Genomic DNA, 23,107 nt, shown 5'->3' on the forward strand with positions numbered 1-23,107 from the left:
AAATTAGTTGTGGTAAAGGCTGGAAAATAACTGTGTACTTATTATTTAAAGTAGTCATTCTGAAGAGAGGAAGGAGAGTTATTCACTATCAAAACGGTTTTTAATGAGCGTTTATTCACATGTTTTAGCAAGGGCAGTTTAAATCTTCCTATCTCATTTTGATTTCCAGGATGATTTACTTCAAATTTTATCAATAGACGGACTTCTTATTTCCCTGATAAACCACCGGGTAAAAACCGGTAGCAGGAGTAATTAATTTTTCTTAATTAAAGAACAAATGTAAAACCACAGAGGTCAAGGTTGTTCTTTTCTATAATTATAAAAATATATTAATTTACTTTCTTATTTTTATTATATAGCAAGAAAAAATCTGTGGGTATTTTAAATTTTATGTTTTAAAACAGTAAGTTAACATTATTTTTAACTTGTTGTTAACCCTTGTTTAAAACAGATAGTATTTTCTTAATAAAAATTGCCTTAAGATGAAAGTCCTTATTAATCAACAATTATTAACAAGGTAGTCAGGGTTATTATCCCCACTGTTACATATATTAAAAAAGCTTATAGATATACTTGGGGCATTCTCTTTGATAATATTCTCGATATTCATTTGTGGATAACTTTATTTTTTTATCCACCGCTGAGTATAATCCGGCAATTTATATCGGTGTCGCTTTCTTAAAGCTGGATCATTAATCAGATTTATAAACATCATAGATTTACAGCGTTATATTGCTTCTTGCGAATGTCTTGCTCATATCGCATTTGCAGGGCAATATTTGTTTCTGTACTTGGATTTCTGTGTTCTGGCTTAAATAGTTGAGGAGTGCGTGTGTCTGCAAATGTCTGGCAGAAGTGTTTGGTTTTTTTACAGGAGGAATATCCTCCCCAGCAGTTCAATACCTGGTTGCGTCCTTTACAAGCTGAACTTCAGGATGCCAGCTTAATTTTGCTTGCTCCTAACCGTTTTGTCGTGGATTGGGTAAAAAAGAATTTTTATTCAAGAATAAAAGAGCTGGTTCAGCAGATCAGTGGTGAAAGTATCTCCTCTGTCAGTGTTGAAATTGGTACGAAAGTTGTACAGAGTGTCGTTTTGGAGCAGCCTCTAAAGGCACAACCAACCGCTTCCAAGGCAATCCCTAAGAAAACTGCTGAATATAAAAATAGTTATTTAAATAAGAAATTTCTCTTTGATAGCTTCGTTGAGGGAAACTCAAACCAATTGGCTCGTGCTGCTTCACTGCAGGTCGCTGAAAAGCCGGGAGAGGCTTACAATCCTTTGTTTATATATGGAGGGGTTGGCTTAGGTAAAACACATTTAATGCATGCTATCGGCAATACTATTTTGAAACATAATCCTGAAGCAAAGGTTCTTTACCTGCATTCGGAGCGTTTTGTTGCTGATATGGTCAAAGCATTGCAAACGAATGCGATTAATGAATTCAAGCGTTTTTATCGTTCCTTAAATGCCTTGCTGATTGACGATATTCAGTTTTTTGCCGGAAAAGATCGCTCCCAGGAAGAATTTTTCCATACATTCAATGCGTTATTGGAAGGTCAACAGCAAATTATTCTGACCAGCGACCGTTATCCTAAAGAAATTGAAGGCATGGAAGAACGCTTAAAATCTCGCTTTGGCTGGGGGTTAACTGTTGCTGTGGAACCGCCGGAACTTGAAACACGAGTGGCTATTTTAATCAGCAAAGCCGAGCAATCCAATATTGAGCTTCCTTATGAGGTGGCTTTTTTTATCGCCAAACGTATTCGCTCTAATGTTCGTGAATTAGAAGGGGCGTTAAGGCGAGTAATAGCGAACGCCCATTTTACCGGCAAGCCGATCACCATTGATTTTGTTCATGAAGCATTGCGTGATTTACTCGCCCTGCAGGATAAGCTGGTAACCATTGAAAACATCCAGAAAACCGTTGCTGAATACTATAAGGTAAAGGTGGCTGATTTGTTGTCCAAGCGACGCAGTCGTTCCATCGCCCGCCCACGGCAGATGGCAATGGCGCTTGCCAAGGAATTAACTAATCATAGCTTGCCTGAAATTGGCGATCATTTCGGAGGGCGGGATCATACGACTGTCATTCATGCCTGTCGTAAGGTCAAGGAGTTAATTCAGGAAGAAAGTGATTTTGCTGAGGACCACAAAAATTTAATGCGTACGTTGACCTCTTAACAGGACTGATATGTTTGATTTAACACTTGCCAAAGATCAATTATTAACTCCTTTACTGATAGTTTCCGGGGCTGTCGATAAAAAGCAATCATTGGCTATTTTGTCTAATATTTTACTTTGCCTGAATGATAATCAACTTCGGTTGACAGCAACTGATCTGGAGATGGAGATCACCGCTCGTATTTATTGTGATCTCAGTCATTCTGCAGGCAGGATAACAGTCCCTGCAAAAAAATTTATTGATATTATCCGTTCTCTGGATGATGAGGCAACAGCAACTATCACCCTGAAGGGTGATATTGTCATTATCAGTGCTGGCCGCAGCCAGTTTAAGCTGGCTACTTTGCCTGCAGACAATTTCCCTGTAAGTGAAGATGAGTTGAGTGAGGTTGAGCTTACCTTGCCGCGGTTGGCGTTTATAACCCTGTTGCAATCCACTCATTTTGCCATGTCACAGCATGATGTACGTATTTTTTTAAATGGCTTGTTGCTTGAGTTGAATCCGCAGGCAATAACTGCTGTAGCTACTGATGGTCATCGAATGGCAGTTTCAAAGTTGGCCTGCGATTCTATTAGTGCACACCATCGTTTCCTGTTACCTAAAAAAGGGGTACAGGAAATGTTAAGATTATTGAACAATAGTGATGAGGAACACATTGCCGTTTCTGCAGGTAAAGGCCATTTTAAGTTGTCTACCCAAGAATACACCTTTCAATCCCGTTTGATAGAAGCACGTTTTCCTCCCTATATTAAGGCTATTCCCAAATCACAGGATAAGTTTATTCTTGTGGACCGGGATATCCTGAAAAGGGCGCTTGCCCGTATTGTTATTCTTGCTCATGAAAAATCAAGGGCGGTTGTACTCCACATGCAATCAGGTTCTTTGACGCTGATCGCCAATAATCAGGAGCAGGAAGAGGCAATGGAAATTCTCGAAGCCCATACTGACGGCAGTGAGATAAAAATAGGTGTAAATGCCGGTTATCTCCTTGATGTACTCAATTTTTTGGGAGAAGGTCTGGTACGATTGTCAATGACCAATGCTGATAGCAGCATTTTAGTTGAGTCAATTGAGGATGAGAATTATCAATATGTCATTATGCCTATGAAGATATGAGCCTCGCTCAATTACAAATCAATAATCTTCGCAATATTGAAGCAGCTCGGCTAAATCTTCATCCGAAGCTAAATTTTTTTATTGGTGAAAATGGCAGTGGGAAGACTTCGCTGCTGGAGGCGGTTTATTTGCTGGGTAGCGGGCATTCTTTTCGTACCCGAGAAATTTCACCGCTGATATCTAATGGCAAGGATTCGCTCACTATATTCGCCCGCAAGGGAGATGAACAGACGGTCAGTATCCAAAAGTCACTTACAACACCTGCTCAAGTGCGGGTTAATTCCTTCCCTTGTCAGACCAGCAGTGAACTTGCCCGTTTTTTACCCTGTCAGGTTTTTTATCAGGATATCTTCCAGATTATTGATGCAGGCCCTGCTGTCCGTCGTACTGTCCTTGACTGGGGTTTGTTCCACGTGAAACAAAACTATCATGCCTTATGGAAAAACTATAAGCGTGCTTTGAAACAGAGAAACAGTTTATTAAAGCAAAGAGCATCGCAACAGCAATTGCGTCCCTGGAACAAAGTTCTTGTCGAGTTAGCCACACAAATGCATGAGGCCAGAAAAGAATATTTTGCCTGTTTGCTGCCGGAGTTTCATCTAATCCTTCAACAGCTAAGTACTGTTGATTGTTCGCTTGCTTATTATAAAGGCTGGGATAAAAAGGGGGCTGCCAAGCCATTAGAGCTTATTCTGGAGGACAGCTATCAGAGCGATATAAGCCGCCAGTTTACTCAATATGGCGCTCACCAAGCAGACCTGATATTTACCATAAACAATTTGAATGCCAAACAGTATTTATCCCGGGGGCAGCAAAAAATAATCCTTTTTGCTCTAAAATTGGCACAGGCCAGACTCAATAAAACCTCTTGTCTTTACCTCTGTGATGATCTGACTTCCGAGCTTGATGAAGCCCATACAAAACGCCTGTTAAATCTGATTGGAACAATGGATGGCCAATTCTTTATAACCTCTGTTGATGAGTCTTTATTAAGGAATAATCAGGGCCAGTCGACGTTTTTTTCTATGCATCATGGTGAAGTCGTTGAACTACCTGGCTCACAGAGCCTGGCACAAGCTTAAGTTTCACGTGGAACATCAGCATTTATTAATTCAAGAAGGAATATGTTATGAGAAGAGAAATACTCCACCTGCCTGAACTGACATTGATTGGCATTTCGACGCGAACGAATAACAAAGATGAAACCAATCCAGAAAAAGCGAAAATTTTACCTACCTTGCAGTATTATTTCCAACAGGCATTGGCAGATAAAATTCCATGCCGCGCTAAACCAGCGACGACCTATTGCGTCTACACCGACTATGAGTCTGATGAATTTGGCGATTATACTTATTTTGTTGGAGAGCTGGTTAGGGAGGCGAATAATATCCCGGAAGGCTTTTGCAAAATCATTATTCCTTCGCAAAGATATGCAAAATTCACCAGTGGCCCTGATGCTATGCCTGGCGTTTGTATTAATGCATGGCAAGAAATTTGGCAGATGTCCCCAGCTGATATGGATGGGGCAAGAAGGTATCTGGCTGACTTTGAGGTTTATGATGAAAGATCATCCGATCCTCATCAGACTGAACTGGATATTTACATAGGAATTCAAGACTTACCCCAATTTTGAGCATTAAACGCCACTCACAGTTTAAAGAGCATGGTTAAACAAAGTCCACCCAACATATAATCTTTATTAATAACTCATGTTACGCATGTGCGTAACATGAGTTATTAAGCCAGAATAATCATCTATTAATTGACTGTATTCGCGGGTAAACTCTGTTAGACGACAACTCAGCTATTCTCATGCGATGGATTATAAAGAAAACTTTAAAAAAATAATGATTCTTTTCTGGATGCTCTGGTGGCTTATTGCATTATGGACCGATGTCATGGGGCTTCTGGCTCATTATGGTTTGGTGGTTAAGGATTGGGCCAGGGATATTAACTATCCTTTCCTGCTTGAATCGTTAAAAATTTATCCGGTTTCTGATTGGCTCCCACCGTTACTGTTTGCCGGTATTATTCTCTGGTCTTTTGCTTCGGCCGCGGCATTTTTTTGGGCCTGTCTGAGCCTGCATAAAAGCCCTCAGCTATGGATGAGAAGAGCAGACATCGCGTTTATTATTTCGCTTAGCTACTGGCTTGCTTTTTTCTTGGCAGATCAGCTGGTGATGAAATTTGATCTGGAGGAAAATCACATGGTACAAGGCGGGTTTCAACTATTAACTTATCTGGCGCTGTATTTGTTGCCCTCGAAAGATTTTAGATATACTACTTGAGACCACAGGAAACCTCAAGCCCGCGATATCAAATTGTGAATACTGGCGCAACTAATGATCAACTTTTAAAGATAACTGATGCATTGGTTGCTCTTAGAAAGATTTAGTTGCAACTGAACCTTTAAAACAGGTTCAGACAAAGAGATCTAGACTTTAATTGGCTTTTCTCTTTTGTCTGAGCCTGATTTATCAGCTTATCTGGTGCTTGGTAGATTGCTCATATATCTCTTTATCTCCATGATCTCTGGATAGATTATCTACAAAGTCTTGAGTAGATGTGGATTTAGTTCGATGTTCACTAAAAAATAAGTTCCGATGCTGTGTCAATACTGTATTAGTTGAAACTCTGGTATGGGTTTGAGTGTTTTCAAAAGCTTCAGACGATTTCCATGTATTTATTAACTCGCCAATTGTAGTAGCTTCAGGAGCCCATTCATTTGGAGCATCAAGGAAATTTTTAAGTAACTTTAATGATTCAATTTTTGCCTTTGGTGAACTAAGAAACAGGTTGTATTTAGAGTGCTCTAGTTTTTTTATTTGACGATCGATTTGACTTTTAATGACTTCAATGTCATCAACAAATTCATCATTAAATTTCTTGGTTCCTACAGATGAATGCTCATCCATATGCTTATCGTAGAAACTAACATCCATATTAAAAGAGGTAACTTCGATTGCTGTTATTGGCAGCTCAGTATGCGTTTCTTTATATTTCTTTACAGCTCCAATGACTCCTTTGTTATCATCTGCAATAATAATCCTACTTATCCAGTCTGGTTTATGATGGAGGAAGAAATCTAACATTAATCCTTTAGTATGCCCTTTTCCTTCAGTCGTTTCTGCTTTAAGATCCACGTAACCTTTTCTTTCTGCAAGATGATCAGCAAATACTTTGGCAAAAGAGCTTCTTATCAGCATGTCACCAGGTAAAGGGTCATCTTCCTTGGCTGTCGTTGGCATGGATTGATATGCTGTTACAGCATCCCTATAACTGGCTCCAGGAACATTGCTTTCAGGTGCATATTTACTTACATTTTCAAGGAACGGTAGCTTCGCAATATTTTCATTCAAAAATCCATTAAATGCTTCTCCCTGAAATCTTCCTTTAAATCGACGGCTCGCCTCATCAAATGCTTTGGCATTATCAGCACTCAATTGGCTCCATACAAGATCCACTGGGGTAATAACACCATGAACTTTAAATCCCTTTTTTTCAAGCCGTTCAACTAAATCCATTCGATCTTTAACAGTTAACCTGCCAAATCTCATGTCGGTAAACAGGTAAATATCATTAATACCGTTTTTCTTTAGAGAAGTAAGTAGCGTTTCATTAAATTCAGTATCAAACAGGAGAGTATGATCTACATCCAGTAAGGCTACAGGTCGTTTTTCTTCATCTGACTCTTCTGAATGAGTTACAATTTCTTTACTTTTTGGAGACTGGGGAGATTCAGGATAAGACTGCTGAAACTGTAACTGTTCGCTGCGCTTACGGAGCGTTTCAAATATCATGCCTGCGCTTTTTTCTGGCGGATAGGTAATTTTTGCTTCCGAAGCATCTATTTCGATTAAGGATTGTAAACAAGTATTGATTGTATCTAATGTGGAATTATTGAACGGTTTTTGCAATATCGCTTGTATTCTTCTGGTTTGCGCTTGCAGTGATTTATTTTCAGGATTAGATTTTTCTAATGCTTTTATCCAGGCTATTAATTGTTCATACGTCATAAGTAGACTCCTGCATCTTTGTTAATAAATATAGCTTACACAAAAATTATTATCTAAAAATTAAGTAGAATAAAAATCTGTTGCTATGGGGATAAACGCATATAATTTTTGAATAAAAGCCCCTCTTTTGCCTGCTTTCTATGCTTATGTACATATCAAGCTTTTTTGAATAATTTCGTTGGCGGCTTTGCTCATTAAGTAAAAGACAAATCTGACAGAGAACAATTGGGAATGCGCAAGCGATCTGGAAGGATACGTCCTAATATCGAGGAAGATAGCAAGGAGCCATCTTCCCTTACAGGATACTGCAGTCCGATGAGGGCGATGCTTGCCTTGCCGCGATTCCTAAGCAATCTTCCCAAACTGGCAGTGGTATCTTTTTTATATCAGGTTCTACAGGTTCTGAACGGAGGTTGGCCAGGTTTTTCTTCGCACAGCCAAGCCTTGCCAGGGAAATTACCAGTTCACTCCAGGCCTTTAAAAAAGCAGGGTTTTTCATTGAGCCATTCAGCGTATAGCACATATTAATCAAGTGCATGATGGGATAACGGATATTTTCTACCCTCATATTAGAATTGTTAAACCCTAAAACATAAACAAAGGGTAAACTGGTATAAGTTTCATTAAGATCCTTAAGGATTTCATTCACTTCAATTTCATCAGTGGATTGAATGACAATGGCGATTAAATCGCCCTTGTTCCGTTTAAACTGCGGAAGCCTTGAGCGCCGCACGCTCCCGGGTTGGAGTAGTTTAAAAGGAGGCTCCCATTGGTTCTTACGATCCATGGAGGAAAAGTAAGCATAATTTTCTTTAAAGCTTTCTTTATCAGTGTCATCTACATAATCACCGGTAATAATGCATACTTCCTGTCCCCTTTCAGGCAAGATACTTGTATTAATCATCGCAGCAATATCATTAATTTTGATAAGATTCTTATCAAGAAAATACTTGTAGTTACTTTGCTGTTCACTAAAAATAAACTCGATTCGCCGGTAAATTTCCTGATATAACTTTCGATAATTTGCAATACCAGCAGGCAGTTTGACCCTGGGAGAAAAAAAAGAAGACCAGTAAGGTGCGGTGTTGGCATAATTGTTCAGCAGTTTGCAAGTTTGGCTAACAGCCTTGATATCTTTAAGCTGTAAATAACTAAAAATGGACCACAGGATTTCCCGGGGGACTGAAGAGATAACATCTGTTTTTTGAGTCAGGAGAAAGCTAAACCAATTGGTCCATATTTTGGGGGACAGAGGATACATGCAGAGTCCATGTTGATAATTATTTTAGGTCAATTATAATCCATTTTGCACAAAAAAAGATACAAAACTGTCATGAACAAATAAATATCAATGGATTTACTCGTTGTCAGGCTTAAATGACTCAAATTCTCCCTCTGCAAAGGGATTATATTCCTCATCTGCTTCCTTTTCCTGAGTCTTATCGATTTGTTTGAATAACGCTTCGATATCCTCTGCCTCCTCCTCCTTGCAAGCAGCGCGCTCCTCTGTGATTTTTTCTAAAGCTTCTTTGGATAAAATAGTCATCTTTTATTCCTTTCAGCGATATCTCTATTAAATAATAGCACCCGAGAACTATTGCTGCTTTAATCTTGACTTCATTCAAGCTACTATTGGGCTAAATCAACCAGCCAACATTATAATGCGTAAATTTAGCTTGCTAGATAATCTATTGGGAGAACTGGATACCGCCTTACGCACCTTGCTCCCCCCAAAACCACGCACGACAGCAAGACCCTCCCCTGCCCAGCCAATGGAAGAGATACCAATGACTGCCAGTGAGAAGCGCCACACAGCGGGCCTTATGCGGGTCAATCATGCTGGTGAGGTGTGCGCGCAGGCGCTTTATCAGGGACAGGCATTAACGGCTCAGCTTCCGGGTATCAGACAGAAAATGGCAGATGCTGCTGCTGAAGAAATTGACCATCTCGCCTGGTGTGAAGGGCGATTACAGGAGTTGGGCAGCCAGCCCAGTTTGCTCAATCCAATATGGTATCTGGGCTCGCTTACGCTTGGACTGATTGCAGGACTGATAGGGGATCGTTGGAGTCTTGGTTTCGTCACTGAAACCGAGTTGCAAGTGCTGCAACACCTGCAAGGGCATCTGCAAAAACTACCTCCAGGGGATGAAAAAACCAAGGCCATACTAGAGCAGATGTATGAAGACGAGGCGCACCATGCCGAGGTGGCAAAAAATGCCGGCGCAGCAGAGCTGCCGATTTTGATTAAAAAACTGATGCAAAAAACGTCTAAGCTAATGACGCACACCAGTTATTACATTTGATAATGATTAATTGCTTTCTCCTCGTTGCCAGAGCAGGTCTTGTCAATAGAATTACTGGAACATAGGAGCTGTCTTGCGATAAATTGCCGCTGCGGTGACACACTTCCTATCCACTAATAATATAGTGGATTATTCCTCCTGCCATTGTTACAAGAAATAAGCCGTACAATAGGACTGCCAAATAAGAAAATGCCAGGATAACCCCATCTTTTTCAGCAATCCCCAAGCCAAATAAAATAATCAGGGAAGCAAATATAAAATTACTAAACGGGATTGGCAGGAGGAGCAGCAAACTTAAAGCGAGCATGGTCAGTCCATGTAAGCGGTTCATAATGGGTAAAGTAAAGAATAGCCAACGCGGTTTTAGCAATTGTTCAATACGCTTTAGGTAAGGCACTGTTTTGTTAACAACCTCAGCGAATTTCTTAAAATCCAATGTTCGATTTGCCAGCCTGCTGGGTAACCACAGCGCTTGTCTGGCGATAATAATCTGAAATGCAATGAAGATTATTGGCAAGCTGAAGATAAAGGAAAATCCAGGAATAATGGAAACAGGTAAGGCACTTGGCAAGGCAAACAGAATAATGAGTAAACCAAACGCCTGCTCGCCAAATATTTTCACTAATTCACCATAGGTTAAGGTGGTGTGATGGTGGTGTTTTTCAACCATTCCTAACAAGAGATGGCAGATGCTAATCCGGTTTTTTACCTTGTTCAATTGAGTTCCCTGAAGACAGGCTATTGAGAATGCAAGAAAGGTTTGAAATCAAACAGCCAATTTAAATTAGCTGTTTTCTTGCAAGTTCAGTTCACTGTTAAAGCGGCTATAACCCCAGTAGATTACCATCCCAGCCAGCATCCATGCTGTAAATCGCAGCAGTGTTATCCAAGGCAGGTTCATGATGAGGTAAGCGCAGCTGATAATGCCCAAAACAGGAATAACCGGCATCAATGGGGTTTTAAATGGACGGGGCAAATCAGGATGAGTGTAGCGCAAAACAATCACGCCGGTACAAACAATGATAAACGCAAAAAGAGTGCCTACATTAACTAATTCTGCCAGGTCATCGATGGGCACCAATGCTCCGGTTAATGACATCACTATGGCACATAATACAATAATCCTTACAGGTGTTTTGGTGCGGGAATTGGTGGTAGCAAAAAAGCGCGGCAATAAACCATCGCGGGACATGGCATAAAATACCCGGGTAAGCCCGTAGAACAAGACCAGCATAACCGTTGTAAGCCCTGCTATCGCGCCAACCCCGACCAAACCGGCTGCCAGTTTATGTCCCAGCAACAGGAGAGAGTGGCTGATAGGAGAAGCAACATTTAGGGTTGAATAATGGGTGATGCCAGTTAACAGGGCAGAGACGACGATATAAATGCTTGTGCAAACAAGTAAGGAACCAATAATGCCAATGGGCAGGTCACGTTGTGGATTGATGGCTTCTTCAGCGGCTGTAGAGACGGCATCAAATCCAATGTATGCGAAAAAGATTAGCGAGGCACCTTCGACAACGCCTTTCCAGCCAAAGGGCAGGAAGGGAGACCAGTTTTCAGGCTCCACGGCAGTCAATGCGATGGTAATGAACAAAAGGATGACCAATAATTTTACCAGCACGATAAGGTTGTTAAAACGCGAACTGGATTTTACCCCCCAGGCCAACAAGGCTGCCAGGATAATGACAATTAAAAAAGAGGATAAATTGAATAACCCGCCACTGGCTGGACCATGGAGCAAGTCAGTGGGCAAGCCCATCTTAATTGAGCGCAAGAAATCATTAAAATAACCACTCCAGCCTACTGAAACAGCAGAAACTGCAATTGCATACTCCAGTAAGAGATCCCAGCCGACAATCCAGGCAATGAATTCACCAAACCCCATGTAAGCATAACCATAGGCGCTGCCGCATCCGCCCACTGAGGCAGCCAATTCAGCATAGGATAAGGCTGCAAACGCACAAGCAAACCCTGCCACAATATAGGATAGAATAATCGCAGGCCCTGCCTGGGTTGCTGCAACCACGCCAGTTATTACAAAAATACCGGCGCCAATAATTGCGCCAATCCCCAAGAAAACCAAATCGAGCGCGGAGAGGCATTTCGCCAAATGCATAGCGCCTGGTTGATTAAGTTCATTAACCGCTTTTTTGCGAAATAAGTCCATGTTAGTATTCTCTTGGGTAGATTAGTTAACGCTGACCAACCCGGCAATTGATAAGTTCCTTTAGCATAAACTATGCCAGAATAATGGCGCTTCTATTGAAATTTAATGAAAAATTTTTTTATTAGCCTGTTTTTATTAACATTTTCGAGTATTTCTTTCGCAAATTCTCAAGAAGCCTGTTCAGGCTGGCCCCCCTGGTTTCAGTCAGGTTGTCGGCGTCTGCATCAGCTTTGGAATGAAGGAAACAATGAGCTTTATGTTTCAGGCTATGCCTGGCATAACCGCTTTACTTATCCCAGGGATAAGGTCGACAGTTATAATGAGCTGGCCTGGGGCGGAGGATTAGGAAAGGGGCTTTATGATGAAGACGGCGACTGGCATGGTCTTTATGCTATTGCTTTTCTTGATTCGCATAAAAATGTGGAGCCGGCTGCAGGTTATGCTTTCCTTAAGGTTGCCCACTTGGGGCCAAACACCCGCCTTGGTGCCGGCTATACGATTTTAGTTACCATGCGTCCTGATATCTTTAATAATGTCCCTTTTCCTGGCGTTCTGCCGTGGATTTCACTTAACTATCGTCACCTGACCTTATCGGCTACCTATATCCCAGGTTCCGGACACGCAGGAAATGTATTGTTCCTGTTAGGCAAATGGACTTTCGACCTATAGAGATTGTTTTAATTATTTAAGAAAGTCGCACTCCGATGGCAACAGTTACTTGCTTAATTTTTTAATCATTAAATCAATATCCTCAACCTCTCCGGAATAATGGTAATAGATACGGTTGTGGTAGCAATCAATAATGCAAAGAGGCTCCCGGGGGTTATTTTCTAATTGCTTAAAGATCCAATAAATACCTTCCGAGCCAGTGTTTACAATATCTTTTAGCAAATCCAGCATCTTATCCTCTTCAAATTCGGCTTGTGTGCAAATTAAACCGGAAGATTGACTGGTTACCTTGTAAGCATAATGCATTTCTTTCATCAGACTCATCCTGTCAAGGGGGATATTTATAGTATCGGCTTAATTTTGAAAAATTGTAAGGCAGAAATACATGAATATCCGGCATCATTGGTGCTCTGGGTATGATATTGGATAGCTGATTCAAAGTGCCGGTTACAATCGTTTTTTACAGTGATTGGTAATTTTTCCTCAGTCATGGGGATTGTGAATGTATTGCCAATACGCAGGAGTGTTTAACAGAAGTACTATACTTTAAATAAATAATAAATTATCAGGAGATACCCTCAATTAATTTTGAGGAAAAAAATGGATTATGTCATTTTGTGTTTGAATGAGGGAATAGCAAGCTCTATTTAACGAATTAAAACACAAAGTGACATCAGTTGACTGTACTGGAAAACTTGATTGAGGATGCGCCCTGAGCAGGGCGTTAAAAAGGAGATGGGATGAGAACAATTATCGTTAGCCTGTTTTCTCTTCTGTTAATATTATTCAGCCCAATTAACTTCGCAAACAGAATTTTACTTACCGGCAAGCCTTTACTGCTGCAGCCTCATGGTGAGTATTACAGCTTCCCAAGGGACTATCAAGGAACAATCGATGGTTATCATTTTGTCTTTGTTGGCGGCGTTTATCGTGTGTGCCATATCAACAGGCAACCGCAACTTGCCAACCTTGACATGCTGCGCATCCATATAGAACTAGGAAGTAAAAGATTCTTTTGGAACTGTTATACTTATGACCGCAGATTCTTTAAAATTCATTTTTAAGGACAATAAGTGTGTCATAACAACAGCCTGAAACCTTAAGAAGAAGGCTTGCTAAGGCTTTTAATCTTTACTTTCCCGAACTAAACTACTAATAATTAGTTCCTGATAATCAAACCTAACTTTCAAGGATTGAGAAGATGAAATCATTTGTTGAACAAGCTCAATTTTATGCCGAATACCATAAGAAACCATTTACACTTTATACCCATCTGGCTGGTGTACCTTTAATCATATTTTCCTTGCTGATTTTTTTAGGCTTTTTTCACCTTATGGTTCCCGGAGTATTTGACTCTACGATTTCGAGCATAGCAACGGTTGTATTGCTGGTTTATTATTTTTTCCTCAATTGGCGCCTGGCTTTGGTTCTCACACCTGTTCTCATTTTTTTATTATGGATAGCTGATATCATTACAGCTGCAGGTCCCACACGCTATGCTTTATGGACCTTTGTGGTTACTTTTATTTTAGGTTGGGTATTGCAGTTGACAGGCCATTACCTGGAAGGAAAGCGCCCGGCTTTACTGGTAAATTTCTGGCAGGCATTAGTTGCTCCCTTGTTTCTTACCGCCGAATTATTTTTTAAATTTGACCGCATGAAAAAGCTACAGCAGCAGATTTACGGCGTCAATCTTCCGGTAGATGCAGCAGAAGCCAATAACTCACCAGACGATACCCTCTGACAATAACCTGGAAGCTGGTTTTTCATGGCTCAAGGTGTCTTTTGAGCCATGAAAATACGATGACACTACATTTTGGCTTCTATGCCTGGTTTATCGCCTAATTCTTCCTTTAGCGACTGCAGTGTATCATGAGTTTTGGTAAATTTAGGGGAGAAAAAGGGAAGGATATTACGATGAACATCCATTAATTGATTGTTATTTTTAATTTTATCACTAAGCACAGTTGATGAAGGCTCCTCATTTTCCCAGTTTTTAATAATTTGTAAAATATCCTTTTTTGTACTCTTTGCTGGGGTATTTGTTATTTGGTCTTTCAAGGCATTAAGACTGGCTATTTTTTCAGAAGCATCCCTTAAATACCAGCGCCGTACCGATAACCTTGAAGTTTCCGTATTAATTTTTTGAGCTACCTGATGTTTTAACATGGCTGTTTGTAGGGCCTGGTGCAACAAGTCTATTTTATCTACAGGCGCAAAAACACAGCAAAAAAGCTGACCACCCTCTCGAGGATCTGTAGAGTTGATAGTTTCAAACTGAAAGTCATCAAATTCTCTCTTTATCGCTGCAATAACAGGTGACCTGTTAGGAAAGCGAATAGCGATAGCTTTATTGTTGTAACTGTCGCTGGCCATGCGCACAACCAGCGTCTCATCACCAAAACCCTCTTTAAGTGAGTTTTCGTAGTCAAAAATAGTTTTCCCGTCAATAATCGCCGTTTTTTGATAATAATCATCCAGGCACATCACCATTCTGTATTCTTGCCATACGTCAGCCTCGGCTTCATTCCGCTCGTCGATGACAATTTCTGCGGTATCAAAATCCAGGGTCTCTATGGAAAGTTGATGAATGCTTCCGCTGTTATCACGGTAAAAACCGCCATCAGGATGGTCTGTGATTTGTATCTCGTCAGAAAGCCCGTTAGCTGCTGCAATGACAGGCGGTACGATACCTGTGGTAAGGTTCTTTTTACGATGATCCGCAGGTGGGGCTAATCTTGAATTGGTATCCCCCATAATGACTGAGATGTCACTTTCAGTCTTGGTTAATACTGAATGATATTGTTCTTCCATATAGTGAGGAAAAGGGCTGTAGTTTCCCCATATGTTATGCACGTCTATAGAAAAACCAGACTTCTTGTCTGTAAACGTCATTGAGCGTATTCTTGATATTTCATCTTCAGCGCTCTGCTGTAATTGCAACCGCTTTTTATTATAGCAGCTAATGACCCCGAAACGGTCAATGATGATATCCCAATCGTTTCCTAATACCTCCTCTAGGCAGGGTACGATAGCTTGATTAGCTTCTTGTAGCAAAATGACATCGACTTGATGCTTTTTAATACTGTAGCCTAATCCTGAAGCGATCTGTTGGTAGCGAAATAACGTGTGCCCCTCAGGGATCTCCATTCGGCGCGGATGAACACCAGAACAACCTTCACCGCCTAAAATATTAAGCGAAACAATGTTTAATGACTCTTGCTCCCCAAGAGGCACTTTACTAAGGACAGGCAAATGATCGGAACGTGCTAAATCAGGATTTTTCTTGACTTCTTCATAGGTAGGGAAGAGGGGATGTTTTCTGCTCATACTGTATTTCCATGTTCATTTAATAAGGGACAATTGTATCAAAATTCGCCACAACTGTCTATATTTTGAACTTAAAATAAGCTCGAATCAGACTGCAGTAGAATGGATTTATTTTCCATTCAAAAGGTTTGTCAAGGCACCAGGTTCTGTGCCCTTATCGCGAGCTTGAGTCAAAAAGCCTTGATTGGCGAGCACCGAAGCGGAGCATACATAGAAGTATGTGAGCATCGGAGCGCAGAAAATCAAGGCTTTTTGGCCTAGATAGTAGATAAGGGCACAGAACCTAGATCTTCTTGCTAATCATAAAGCAATAATGAATACGTTTGCTGCGTTTGAAATCGAAATCAATGGTTTCAGCGCTTATATCGCGAACATCATATTTCTCCATAATTAGCGGGGAAAGCTTGAATTGTCTAAAGTTGGTTGAAAAGTATAATATGCCTTGCGGATTTAATAAGCGCATGGCAGCCTCAATTAACAATAGCTGATCCCGTTGGACATCCAGCGTTTTTGTCATGCGTTTTGAATTTGAAAAGCTAGGAGGGTCTAAAAAAATCACATCAAACCGATCACGGGCTACCCTTAACCATTCCAGGCAATCAAAATGAACAAACTGATGCTTGGATAAATCAAGATGATTAAGCCTGAAATTATCTTCTGCCCATTTTAAGTAAGTTTTGGATAAATCAACATTGGTGGTCATCGCGCCAGCCAAAGCAGCATGCACGCTGGCAGTTGCTGTATAGCAAAAGCAATTAAGGAATCGCGTCCCTGGCTTTAATTGGGCAAAGCGCAAACGTAATGGACGATGATCTAAAAACAGCCCTGTATCCAGATAGTCATACAGGTTTACCTGCAATTGTGCATTCCCTTCAGTGACCGTCATGGTGTGCCGGGTTTGCTGTAATTTTTGATATTGCTTACTGCCCTTTTGAGGTTTTCGCTGCTTAACAACAAGCTTGTCCGGGGAAATTCCCAATGCCTGGGGTACAACCTGAATTACTTCAAGACTACGTTTTTCAGCTTTGTGCGCAGGAATAGAGGCTGGAGCAGTATATTCCTGCAGAACCGCATGATCATTATAAATGTCTATCGCAAAGGCATATTCAGGCAAATCCGCATCGTAAACACGGTAACAGCTGATGTGGTTACGCTTGGCCCATTTCAGTAAATGCTGATGGTTTTTACGCAAACGATTTGCCAGCATCTGCGCTCCCGATGAGAGGGCACCGATGTTGCCGGTTTTTAACTGATTTTCAGCGCCAAGGATCACCGAATATAATTTGCACTCTAAGGGTCCGTTGTATAAGCTGTATTGTTTGCTGGCACGCAACCCCAGGGCTTTTGCCAACATCGGGTTGGATGTTAAAACCGCTGCCTGCCAACCTTGATAATGAGTATATAAAGTAGTCCCTAACTGTTGATAAACAGGCACCAGCTGTGTTGCATCACCTAAGCGTTCACCATAAGGAGGATTGCAGACAATCAAGCCCTGTTCGTAATCAGGACGACAATCTTTTACCTCCATGGCCGCAAACTCCACTAAAGGCAACACCCCGGCACGTTCAGCATTCGCATGGGCTATCTTGATAAGTCTTGGATCACTGTCAGTCCCCTTTAATTTAACTTTAAGGGGTTTTACCTGCTGTAGCGCCAAGGTTCTGACTTTTTCCCACAGGGAGGGCTGATGTTGTACCCAGTGTGCAAGCGATTGATCATGACGCAATAATCCAGGCGCTATTTGGCTTGCCATCATTGCCGCTTCTATCACAATAGTACCCGCTCCACAGAAAGGGTCCTGAAGGCTATAGCCTTTGGCCGCCAACTGTGGCCATTTGGCACGAATCAACATGGCTGCAGCAACGTTTTCCTTTAAGGGTGCCTCTCCGGCTTGTGTGCGATAACCACGCTGGTGCAAACTGTAACCGGTTAAATCCAGACTTACCGTAACCACATCATGCTTCAAGTGCGCATGCAGGCGGATTTGCGGTTTTGATCGTTCAATGGAAGGACGTAAGCCCTTAAATTGGCGAAAGTGATCAACAAGCCCATCCTTTACTACCTGCGCGCCAAACATGGAATTGCGGATATGGGAGGAGGAGCCATGAAATTCTATGGAGAAAGTTTTATCGGCAGTGAATACCGTCTGCCAGGGAAATTGGTTGCAAAGTTGGTAGAGGCTTTGTTCATTATGGGCCTGGCCACTGAAGAGTATAAGTTGCACTCGGTTAGCCAGCCTTGACCAGAGACAAAGCTGGTAAACGACAGCCAGTTCAGCCTCCCCGTAAACGCCTTGAGGGCTTACCTGGGTAACATGTAAGCCTAAGGACTTCAGTTCCTCTTCAAGAAGATATTCCAACCCTTTGGGACAGCTGACAAACAGAGCGTATTTCATCGGAGACATGTCCTTAAAAAACGGAATAATGCTTTTGCAGCACCCGTGTTCTTTTGGGTATTCCTTTCATCGGCCGCTTTTTTAACTAATTGCCGCAACTGCTGTACATCCTGAGGCTGATAATGATTGATAAATTCGGTAAGTGCTTCTTTTCCCTGATCAATCAAACGCTCTCGCCATTGCTCCAGTTCATGGAATGCTACGGTTTGCGCAGCATCTTCTGCAATTACCGTCTCGTAGGCTTCGGCAATTGCTTCACCATCTGCCGCCCGCATCAGCTTTCCTATCAATTGTGCCTGACGCCTTATTGCACCATGGCCTTTAATCGTTTTCGCATCAATAACTGCCCGACGCAGATTTGCAGGCAAAGGCAACTTATCAAGCTTTGTCATGCTCAAGTCGATGAGCTTCACCCCTATTTTCTGCAAGGCTTCTGCGTCGCGCTTTTTTTGTGATTTACTTTTTGGCTCTTCCATCAAATCAACCCTTTTTATTACTACCCAAGCCAAATTATCAGCTTATCCAACTATAGTTTGATTTTATCATCTTTAATGCTTTCCAGAACCAGGTTAATCGGTAATAAATGATACCTGCGCTCCATGTCTGGGTTTTGGTGGGCGAGACTGTAGATATGTGCGGCCTATGGCGTAAAGATTATAAATTAAAATACCCAGTAATAAAGAATGCAACCAGGAGATAGTTAACTGGGTAAATAGGGGCAAGGTAATAAAAACGCCAATGCAACCTGCAAAACTGAGGATCAGGGTTTTCTTCAGGGGGATTTTATTTTGTTGAACGAAAACCAGGGTTGTCAAGGGTTGCTGCATGGCTCCGGCGGTTGTCATGATAGGAAAGGCAACCACAGGAGAGACATTTAATAAAAACAACACCCCCTGAACCATCACAAACAAGCCAATTCCAACCGAGGTCAATGCACCACAAACGATCATGGCGAAAAAGCCAATCCCCAGCCGCCAGGAGTGCAGTTCAACCAGATCACCGCCAATCGGCATTAAATGTAATTGATGACAAACGAGCAAGCCAATAATCACTATAAAGCAGCATACCATTGCCAGGCGGATGGCTTGCTTGCTTAAACGGCTGACTACATTGCCACCTATTACACCGCCAATGCAGGCACCTGAAACCAGGGTCATCAAGGTGACAAGATCAACATCAACCAATTGCATAAAGAAGAGGGATTCAATGGTGCCTGGTATTACCTGGGCACCATTATTAACGGCGGGCAACTCATCGTCAGGAAAAGTACCAAGCAATTTAGCCAGGGTTACATTTACAGCAAAGCTGCCAATTCCGAGGGTGTCGGCAATAAAAGCAACGATTCCGCTAAAAAAGAGTTTTATATAGTCCAGCGACGATAATTTTATCGCGGGTTGCTTGGCCAGACCGTAAAACATGGCAGCCACACAAACCAGGGTTAAAATCAAAACTACAAAAATTATCACAGTGATGGCCATCACGCCCTCAGTTATTTGTTAGGATTGTTGATTTCTGTCGTAATAACAGCAAAAAAGTAAAGATTATATATTATTTATGCTGCCCCAGCAAACACCAAGGTGACTATAAATAAGTCTTGTTGTCTATTTTTTATAGTTTATCGTGGAAATTAAACCACAACAATTGGCTTGAATTTAATCCTTTTGAAGGCATCGTTGACAGGTTTAACCAAATAATCGCCTGGTAATGCCTGCCACATGCTTGCCCTGGAAACGTGCAATCTGGCGTTCTACCGTACTTGGAGTGCGGCTGCCGTCATTACCAGCAATGGTTCCTGCTCCGTAGGGGGAGCCACCGCGCATCGCACTCAGATCAGTCAACCCCTTTTCTGAATAGGGGGTCCCGACCAGGATCATCCCATGATGCATCAGGGTATTCCAGAATGATAAAATGGTTGATTCATTGCCTCCGCCAGTACCAGTGGAGACAAAAACACTGCCAATTTTACCGATTAAATCCCCGTTGATCCACATGCCTCCGGTTTGATCGAGAAAGTTGCGCATTTGAGCAGCCATGTTGCCGAAACGAGTCGGGGTGCCGAAAATAATGGCATCATAATCCTTCATTTCGGCAGGTTTTGCGATTTCCGCCTTCTGGTTTAACTTAACCCCCGCTTTCTTCGCTACCTCTTCAGGCATGGTTTCCGGCACACGCTTAATCACTACATCAACCCCCTCCACTTCTGCGGCTCCTTTTGCGACCTCTTCTGCCATTGTTTCCACATGGCCATAGCTGGAATAATACAGGACTAATAATTTTGCCATCACTCTCTCCTTAGCAATAAAACTCTCCATACTTGTTGAATAGCTTCAACTAAAATCGCTTATTTCGATAATCATCCAATGCCTGCAATACTTCTGCCTGGGTATTCATTACAAAAGGCCCTAACCAGGCAACGGGTTCCTGCAGTTTTTTTGCGGCAATCAGCAGGCAGCGGGCATTTTCAGTCAGCCCTTTTAAAACTAGTTTATTTCCCGGGCTTAGAATTGCAAGCACCCCTGAATGAACAGGCTGATTGCCTGCAAGACAGCTTCCTGAGAGGACAAAAAGGATTGCCTGATGATGAGCAGGGATAGATTGCTGTATGGCTTGCCCTGCAGGCAGGCTAATATCAAAAAACAGGGGGGCTGTAGCAATTCCCTGGATAGGGGAGGCCGTTCCTTTGTCTGTTTTGCCAGCGATGACTTTAATCTCTATCGCCGAGTCATGGGTTTCCACAGGCAATTGCGCTGCCGTAAACTCCTGATAGTGTGGGGAGGACCATTTTTTAGCAGCGGGTAAATTAAACCATAATTGCAACCCGGTTAAGCGTCCTTCAGTCTGCTTTGGCATTTCCGAATGAATAATTCCTCGTCCGGCTGTCATCCATTGTACATCTCCGGGACCAATCACTCCCTGATGACCATGATTATCCCGGTGGAGCATCTGACCGTTTAGCATATAAGTTACGGTTTCAAAGCCACGGTGAGGATGCTGCGGGAATCCACCCAGGTAATCCATAGGTTGATCACTATCAAAAAAATCAAACAACAAAATTGGGTCGTATTCATTTTGTTGACTGCTGCCAATATAGCGGTGAAGCTTTACCCCGGCTCCCTCGCGCATCAACGTACCTGTCAGTAATTTTTCAACCCGGATATCATCCATGAGCCCTACTCAGCAGAAATAAAAATAAGCATACTGCAAAATTAAAATATTGTTAAACATAAAAAAATTAACTACTCTAAAATTTTATATCTTTAATTATAACCCAAGGAAAGGGAGAGTTCCTGTGGATACTAAAGAACATACGGAATTAGGCAATGCATTACGTTTTGAAAATATTGAAGGCAATCCTTATTTAAGGGTCGATGAGCAAGGGACGTTGTACCTGAAATTACAGCGCTGTTCTGAAGAGGGGATACCTCAGCCATTGGAGTTGGAAATGTCTGCCGGAGAAATTATCGCCATGGCGGGCGATTTTTTTACCGACCGCAACTGGAATATGAAACTGGATCTTCCCAGTTGCTCCAATTTTGAGAAAAATTTGGCGGATAAGACGGCAGGGTCTTTAGGTGACTACCTTATCAATCAGCTGGTGAAGGCGAGTGAAGAACGGGCTCTTATTGCTGCTTATAATAATCTGGCCTCCGTTGATGTCAGTCGAAAAAATATTAATTTAATCTACAAAATTGACGGCAGCACCTATATTCCTTTTTCAACCCTCTTAAATGATTATGTGAAGCAATTAATGTTCTTCCTGCGGGTTAAAGACTATGGTGAAATGTTAAATCGCAACCAGACTCATTTTACCCCCTGGTCTGTTCGCGTTTATACGCTTGGGCATCATCTTGCACTGGGCTACGCGCAGATGGCCTGTGAGCTGAAACGATTAGCTAAAGACAACCACTATCAACCCACCAGCCAGCAGTTGCTTGACCTACTGGATACCATACAAAAAGAAGCTGGAATATCCCCTGATACCCTGGGAGAGTTGGCTCACCGTTATCAGGCATTGGCTTTTCTTATTGAATTATTTGTATTTCATTATTATTCAGATCATTTTGCTTCAGGGCATATGTCAATGGTAGGGGATTTACGCACCTTATTACCAGAGCGCTTTGGTACCTGGGGCAGCATTTTAGCTAATGATCTGCATAATGAATTAAACCGCATAGGGGTTTATACGAAGAAGCCCTATGATCCTACTCCGCAGCCAACAGAAGCACCGATTGCTGCCCGGGGAGACGGGGATTTTAATGGCTGCATGAATTACTTTAATAAAAACTACTGTCTTGCCGGCATGCAAAGTTCAATTCAGGATTTGACTGCTGTATTAGGGGGCGAGGCTATCCCCGCGCAAAAAAATTATGGTGGCCTTGAGCATTTACCCGATATTGATTACAACTATCGCCAGCCTCAGCCTCTGATTATCCTCGGCAAAGACAATAAGATTTATTGCCGCAAACAGCTTAACGAAATTCATACCCTCTCACCCTCGGCGATTAAATCGCTTGGTGAAGCCCCCAAGGACCACGGTTATCAAGAAATAAAAAATAAGTGGCATGCCTTTGCTCTGGTTGCAAAACTTCGGTTGTTGCCATTTATCTATAGTGGAGAACTGCTGCCCTTATCCGCCAGGGAATTATTGCGTATTGAAGCGGAGGAAAGACGGTTAAATCCCGAACGAGAATCGCTGCCTGTACCCCCCTGCTCCCCAGAAGTATCCTCTATTCAATTGCCCAACTGGCGCACCCCTGCCAGGGATGGATTGGCTAAAGAATTAACTCACCAGGGGATATGGACTTCAGAGCCTGGGCACCGTGTTGAAAATAATGAATTTAAAAATTCACTCAGACCAACTCTCAGTTAGCCTTTGATCTTCGGTGATAACGCTTTGGCCTCAATTCCTGCGCTACTAACCGCAG

Annotated in this window: 22 protein-coding genes; 10 read left to right on the forward strand and 12 right to left on the reverse strand. The window is 42.0% G+C overall.

Translation table 11 applies throughout. The features are described from left to right. The first annotated feature begins 826 nt into the window (after nt 1-826). From dnaA to E1O65_RS02260, 5 genes are all read left to right on the forward strand, one after another. Nucleotides 827-2,182 carry a chromosomal replication initiator protein DnaA gene (dnaA, locus tag E1O65_RS02240; protein ID WP_242601516.1) on the forward strand — a complete coding sequence of 452 codons (1,356 nt, stop codon included), beginning with the start codon at nt 827-829 and terminating at the stop codon, nt 2,180-2,182. A gap of 10 nt (nt 2,183-2,192) precedes the next feature. Beyond that, a complete protein-coding gene (dnaN, locus tag E1O65_RS02245; protein WP_133131972.1) occupies nt 2,193-3,299 on the forward strand; it encodes a DNA polymerase III subunit beta in 1,107 nt (368 codons plus the stop codon). Continuing rightward, nucleotides 3,296-4,381, forward strand: coding sequence for a DNA replication/repair protein RecF (recF, locus tag E1O65_RS02250; protein WP_133131973.1), 1,086 nt, complete (start codon nt 3,296-3,298; stop codon nt 4,379-4,381). Before dnaN ends, recF begins: the two co-directional genes overlap by 4 nt. Before the next feature lie 47 nt (nt 4,382-4,428). Then, entirely contained in the window at nt 4,429-4,932 is a 504-nt protein-coding gene (locus E1O65_RS02255) for a GyrI-like domain-containing protein (protein ID WP_133131974.1), read from the forward strand. A gap of 184 nt (nt 4,933-5,116) precedes the next feature. Further along, complete coding sequence (locus tag E1O65_RS02260) at nt 5,117-5,587, forward strand: hypothetical protein (RefSeq protein WP_133131975.1); 471 nt, start codon at nt 5,117-5,119, stop codon at nt 5,585-5,587. 189 nt (nt 5,588-5,776) lie between these two features. Here E1O65_RS02260 and E1O65_RS02265 read toward each other — a convergent pair whose 3' ends face one another. The 3 genes from E1O65_RS02265 to E1O65_RS02275 form a co-directional block, all read right to left on the reverse strand. Next, a complete protein-coding gene (locus tag E1O65_RS02265) occupies nt 5,777-7,315 on the reverse strand; it encodes a hypothetical protein (protein WP_133131976.1) in 1,539 nt (512 codons plus the stop codon). Nucleotides 7,316-7,610: 295 nt separating this feature from the next. Next, nucleotides 7,611-8,576 carry an F-box protein gene (locus E1O65_RS02270; protein ID WP_133131977.1) on the reverse strand — a complete coding sequence of 322 codons (966 nt, stop codon included), beginning with the start codon at nt 8,574-8,576 and terminating at the stop codon, nt 7,611-7,613. A gap of 96 nt (nt 8,577-8,672) precedes the next feature. Further along, on the reverse strand, nt 8,673-8,861 hold the full coding sequence (locus tag E1O65_RS02275; protein WP_133131978.1) for a hypothetical protein: 189 nt from the start codon (nt 8,859-8,861) through the stop codon (nt 8,673-8,675). Nucleotides 8,862-8,976: 115 nt separating this feature from the next. Between E1O65_RS02275 and coq7 the strand changes: the two genes are divergently transcribed. Beyond that, nucleotides 8,977-9,618 (forward strand): 2-polyprenyl-3-methyl-6-methoxy-1,4-benzoquinone monooxygenase, encoded by a 642-nt coding sequence (coq7, locus tag E1O65_RS02280; RefSeq protein WP_133131979.1) that lies wholly within the window; start codon nt 8,977-8,979, stop codon nt 9,616-9,618. A 106-nt stretch (nt 9,619-9,724) separates the two neighbouring features. On the opposite strand, the gene E1O65_RS02285 is transcribed toward coq7, so the two are convergent. Continuing rightward, the gene (locus E1O65_RS02285; protein WP_133131980.1) at nt 9,725-10,336 is read right to left on the reverse strand and encodes an exopolysaccharide biosynthesis protein; all 612 of its coding nucleotides are present in this window, start codon (nt 10,334-10,336) and stop codon (nt 9,725-9,727) included. Between the two features lie 66 nt (nt 10,337-10,402). After that, a complete protein-coding gene (locus tag E1O65_RS02290) occupies nt 10,403-11,788 on the reverse strand; it encodes an amino acid permease (RefSeq protein WP_133131981.1) in 1,386 nt (461 codons plus the stop codon). A 105-nt stretch (nt 11,789-11,893) separates the two neighbouring features. Between E1O65_RS02290 and pagP the strand changes: the two genes are divergently transcribed. Then, nucleotides 11,894-12,457 carry a lipid IV(A) palmitoyltransferase PagP gene (gene pagP, locus E1O65_RS02295; protein WP_133131982.1) on the forward strand — a complete coding sequence of 188 codons (564 nt, stop codon included), beginning with the start codon at nt 11,894-11,896 and terminating at the stop codon, nt 12,455-12,457. A 45-nt stretch (nt 12,458-12,502) separates the two neighbouring features. Here pagP and E1O65_RS02300 read toward each other — a convergent pair whose 3' ends face one another. Then, nucleotides 12,503-12,772, reverse strand: a complete 270-nt coding sequence (locus E1O65_RS02300; protein ID WP_133131983.1) for a hypothetical protein — start codon at nt 12,770-12,772, stop codon at nt 12,503-12,505. Between the two features lie 425 nt (nt 12,773-13,197). On the opposite strand from E1O65_RS02300, the gene E1O65_RS02305 reads away from it, so the two are divergent. Both E1O65_RS02305 and E1O65_RS02310 read left to right on the forward strand, forming a co-directional pair. After that, complete coding sequence (locus E1O65_RS02305) at nt 13,198-13,521, forward strand: hypothetical protein (protein WP_133131984.1); 324 nt, start codon at nt 13,198-13,200, stop codon at nt 13,519-13,521. Nucleotides 13,522-13,658: 137 nt separating this feature from the next. Next, nucleotides 13,659-14,201: an Mpo1-like protein gene (locus E1O65_RS02310; protein ID WP_133131985.1), complete on the forward strand. Its 543-nt coding sequence runs from the start codon at nt 13,659-13,661 to the stop codon at nt 14,199-14,201. 65 nt (nt 14,202-14,266) lie between these two features. On the opposite strand, the gene E1O65_RS02315 is transcribed toward E1O65_RS02310, so the two are convergent. From E1O65_RS02315 to E1O65_RS02340, 6 genes are all read right to left on the reverse strand, one after another. Beyond that, nucleotides 14,267-15,787, reverse strand: a complete 1,521-nt coding sequence (locus E1O65_RS02315) for a hypothetical protein (protein ID WP_133131986.1) — start codon at nt 15,785-15,787, stop codon at nt 14,267-14,269. A 283-nt stretch (nt 15,788-16,070) separates the two neighbouring features. After that, nucleotides 16,071-18,182 carry a bifunctional 23S rRNA (guanine(2069)-N(7))-methyltransferase RlmK/23S rRNA (guanine(2445)-N(2))-methyltransferase RlmL gene (gene rlmKL / locus E1O65_RS02320; RefSeq protein ID WP_133131987.1) on the reverse strand — a complete coding sequence of 704 codons (2,112 nt, stop codon included), beginning with the start codon at nt 18,180-18,182 and terminating at the stop codon, nt 16,071-16,073. Beyond that, on the reverse strand, nt 18,179-18,658 hold the full coding sequence (gene yjgA / locus E1O65_RS02325; protein ID WP_133131988.1) for a ribosome biogenesis factor YjgA: 480 nt from the start codon (nt 18,656-18,658) through the stop codon (nt 18,179-18,181). The genes rlmKL and yjgA overlap by 4 nt, the downstream gene beginning before the upstream one ends. 93 nt (nt 18,659-18,751) lie before the next feature. Beyond that, nucleotides 18,752-19,660 (reverse strand): TSUP family transporter, encoded by a 909-nt coding sequence (locus E1O65_RS02330; RefSeq protein ID WP_133131989.1) that lies wholly within the window; start codon nt 19,658-19,660, stop codon nt 18,752-18,754. A gap of 204 nt (nt 19,661-19,864) precedes the next feature. After that, on the reverse strand, nt 19,865-20,464 hold the full coding sequence (wrbA, locus tag E1O65_RS02335; RefSeq protein WP_133131990.1) for an NAD(P)H:quinone oxidoreductase: 600 nt from the start codon (nt 20,462-20,464) through the stop codon (nt 19,865-19,867). Between the two features lie 49 nt (nt 20,465-20,513). Continuing rightward, on the reverse strand, nt 20,514-21,347 hold the full coding sequence (locus E1O65_RS02340) for a pirin family protein (protein ID WP_133131991.1): 834 nt from the start codon (nt 21,345-21,347) through the stop codon (nt 20,514-20,516). Between the two features lie 124 nt (nt 21,348-21,471). Between E1O65_RS02340 and E1O65_RS02345 the strand changes: the two genes are divergently transcribed. Then, nucleotides 21,472-23,052, forward strand: coding sequence for a type IV secretion protein Dot (locus E1O65_RS02345; RefSeq protein ID WP_133131992.1), 1,581 nt, complete (start codon nt 21,472-21,474; stop codon nt 23,050-23,052). The last annotated feature ends 55 nt before the right edge of the window (nt 23,053-23,107 follow it).

It is taken from the genome of Legionella sp. W10-070 (assembly GCF_900640175.1).
Taxonomy (GTDB): Bacteria; Pseudomonadota; Gammaproteobacteria; order Legionellales; family Legionellaceae; genus Tatlockia.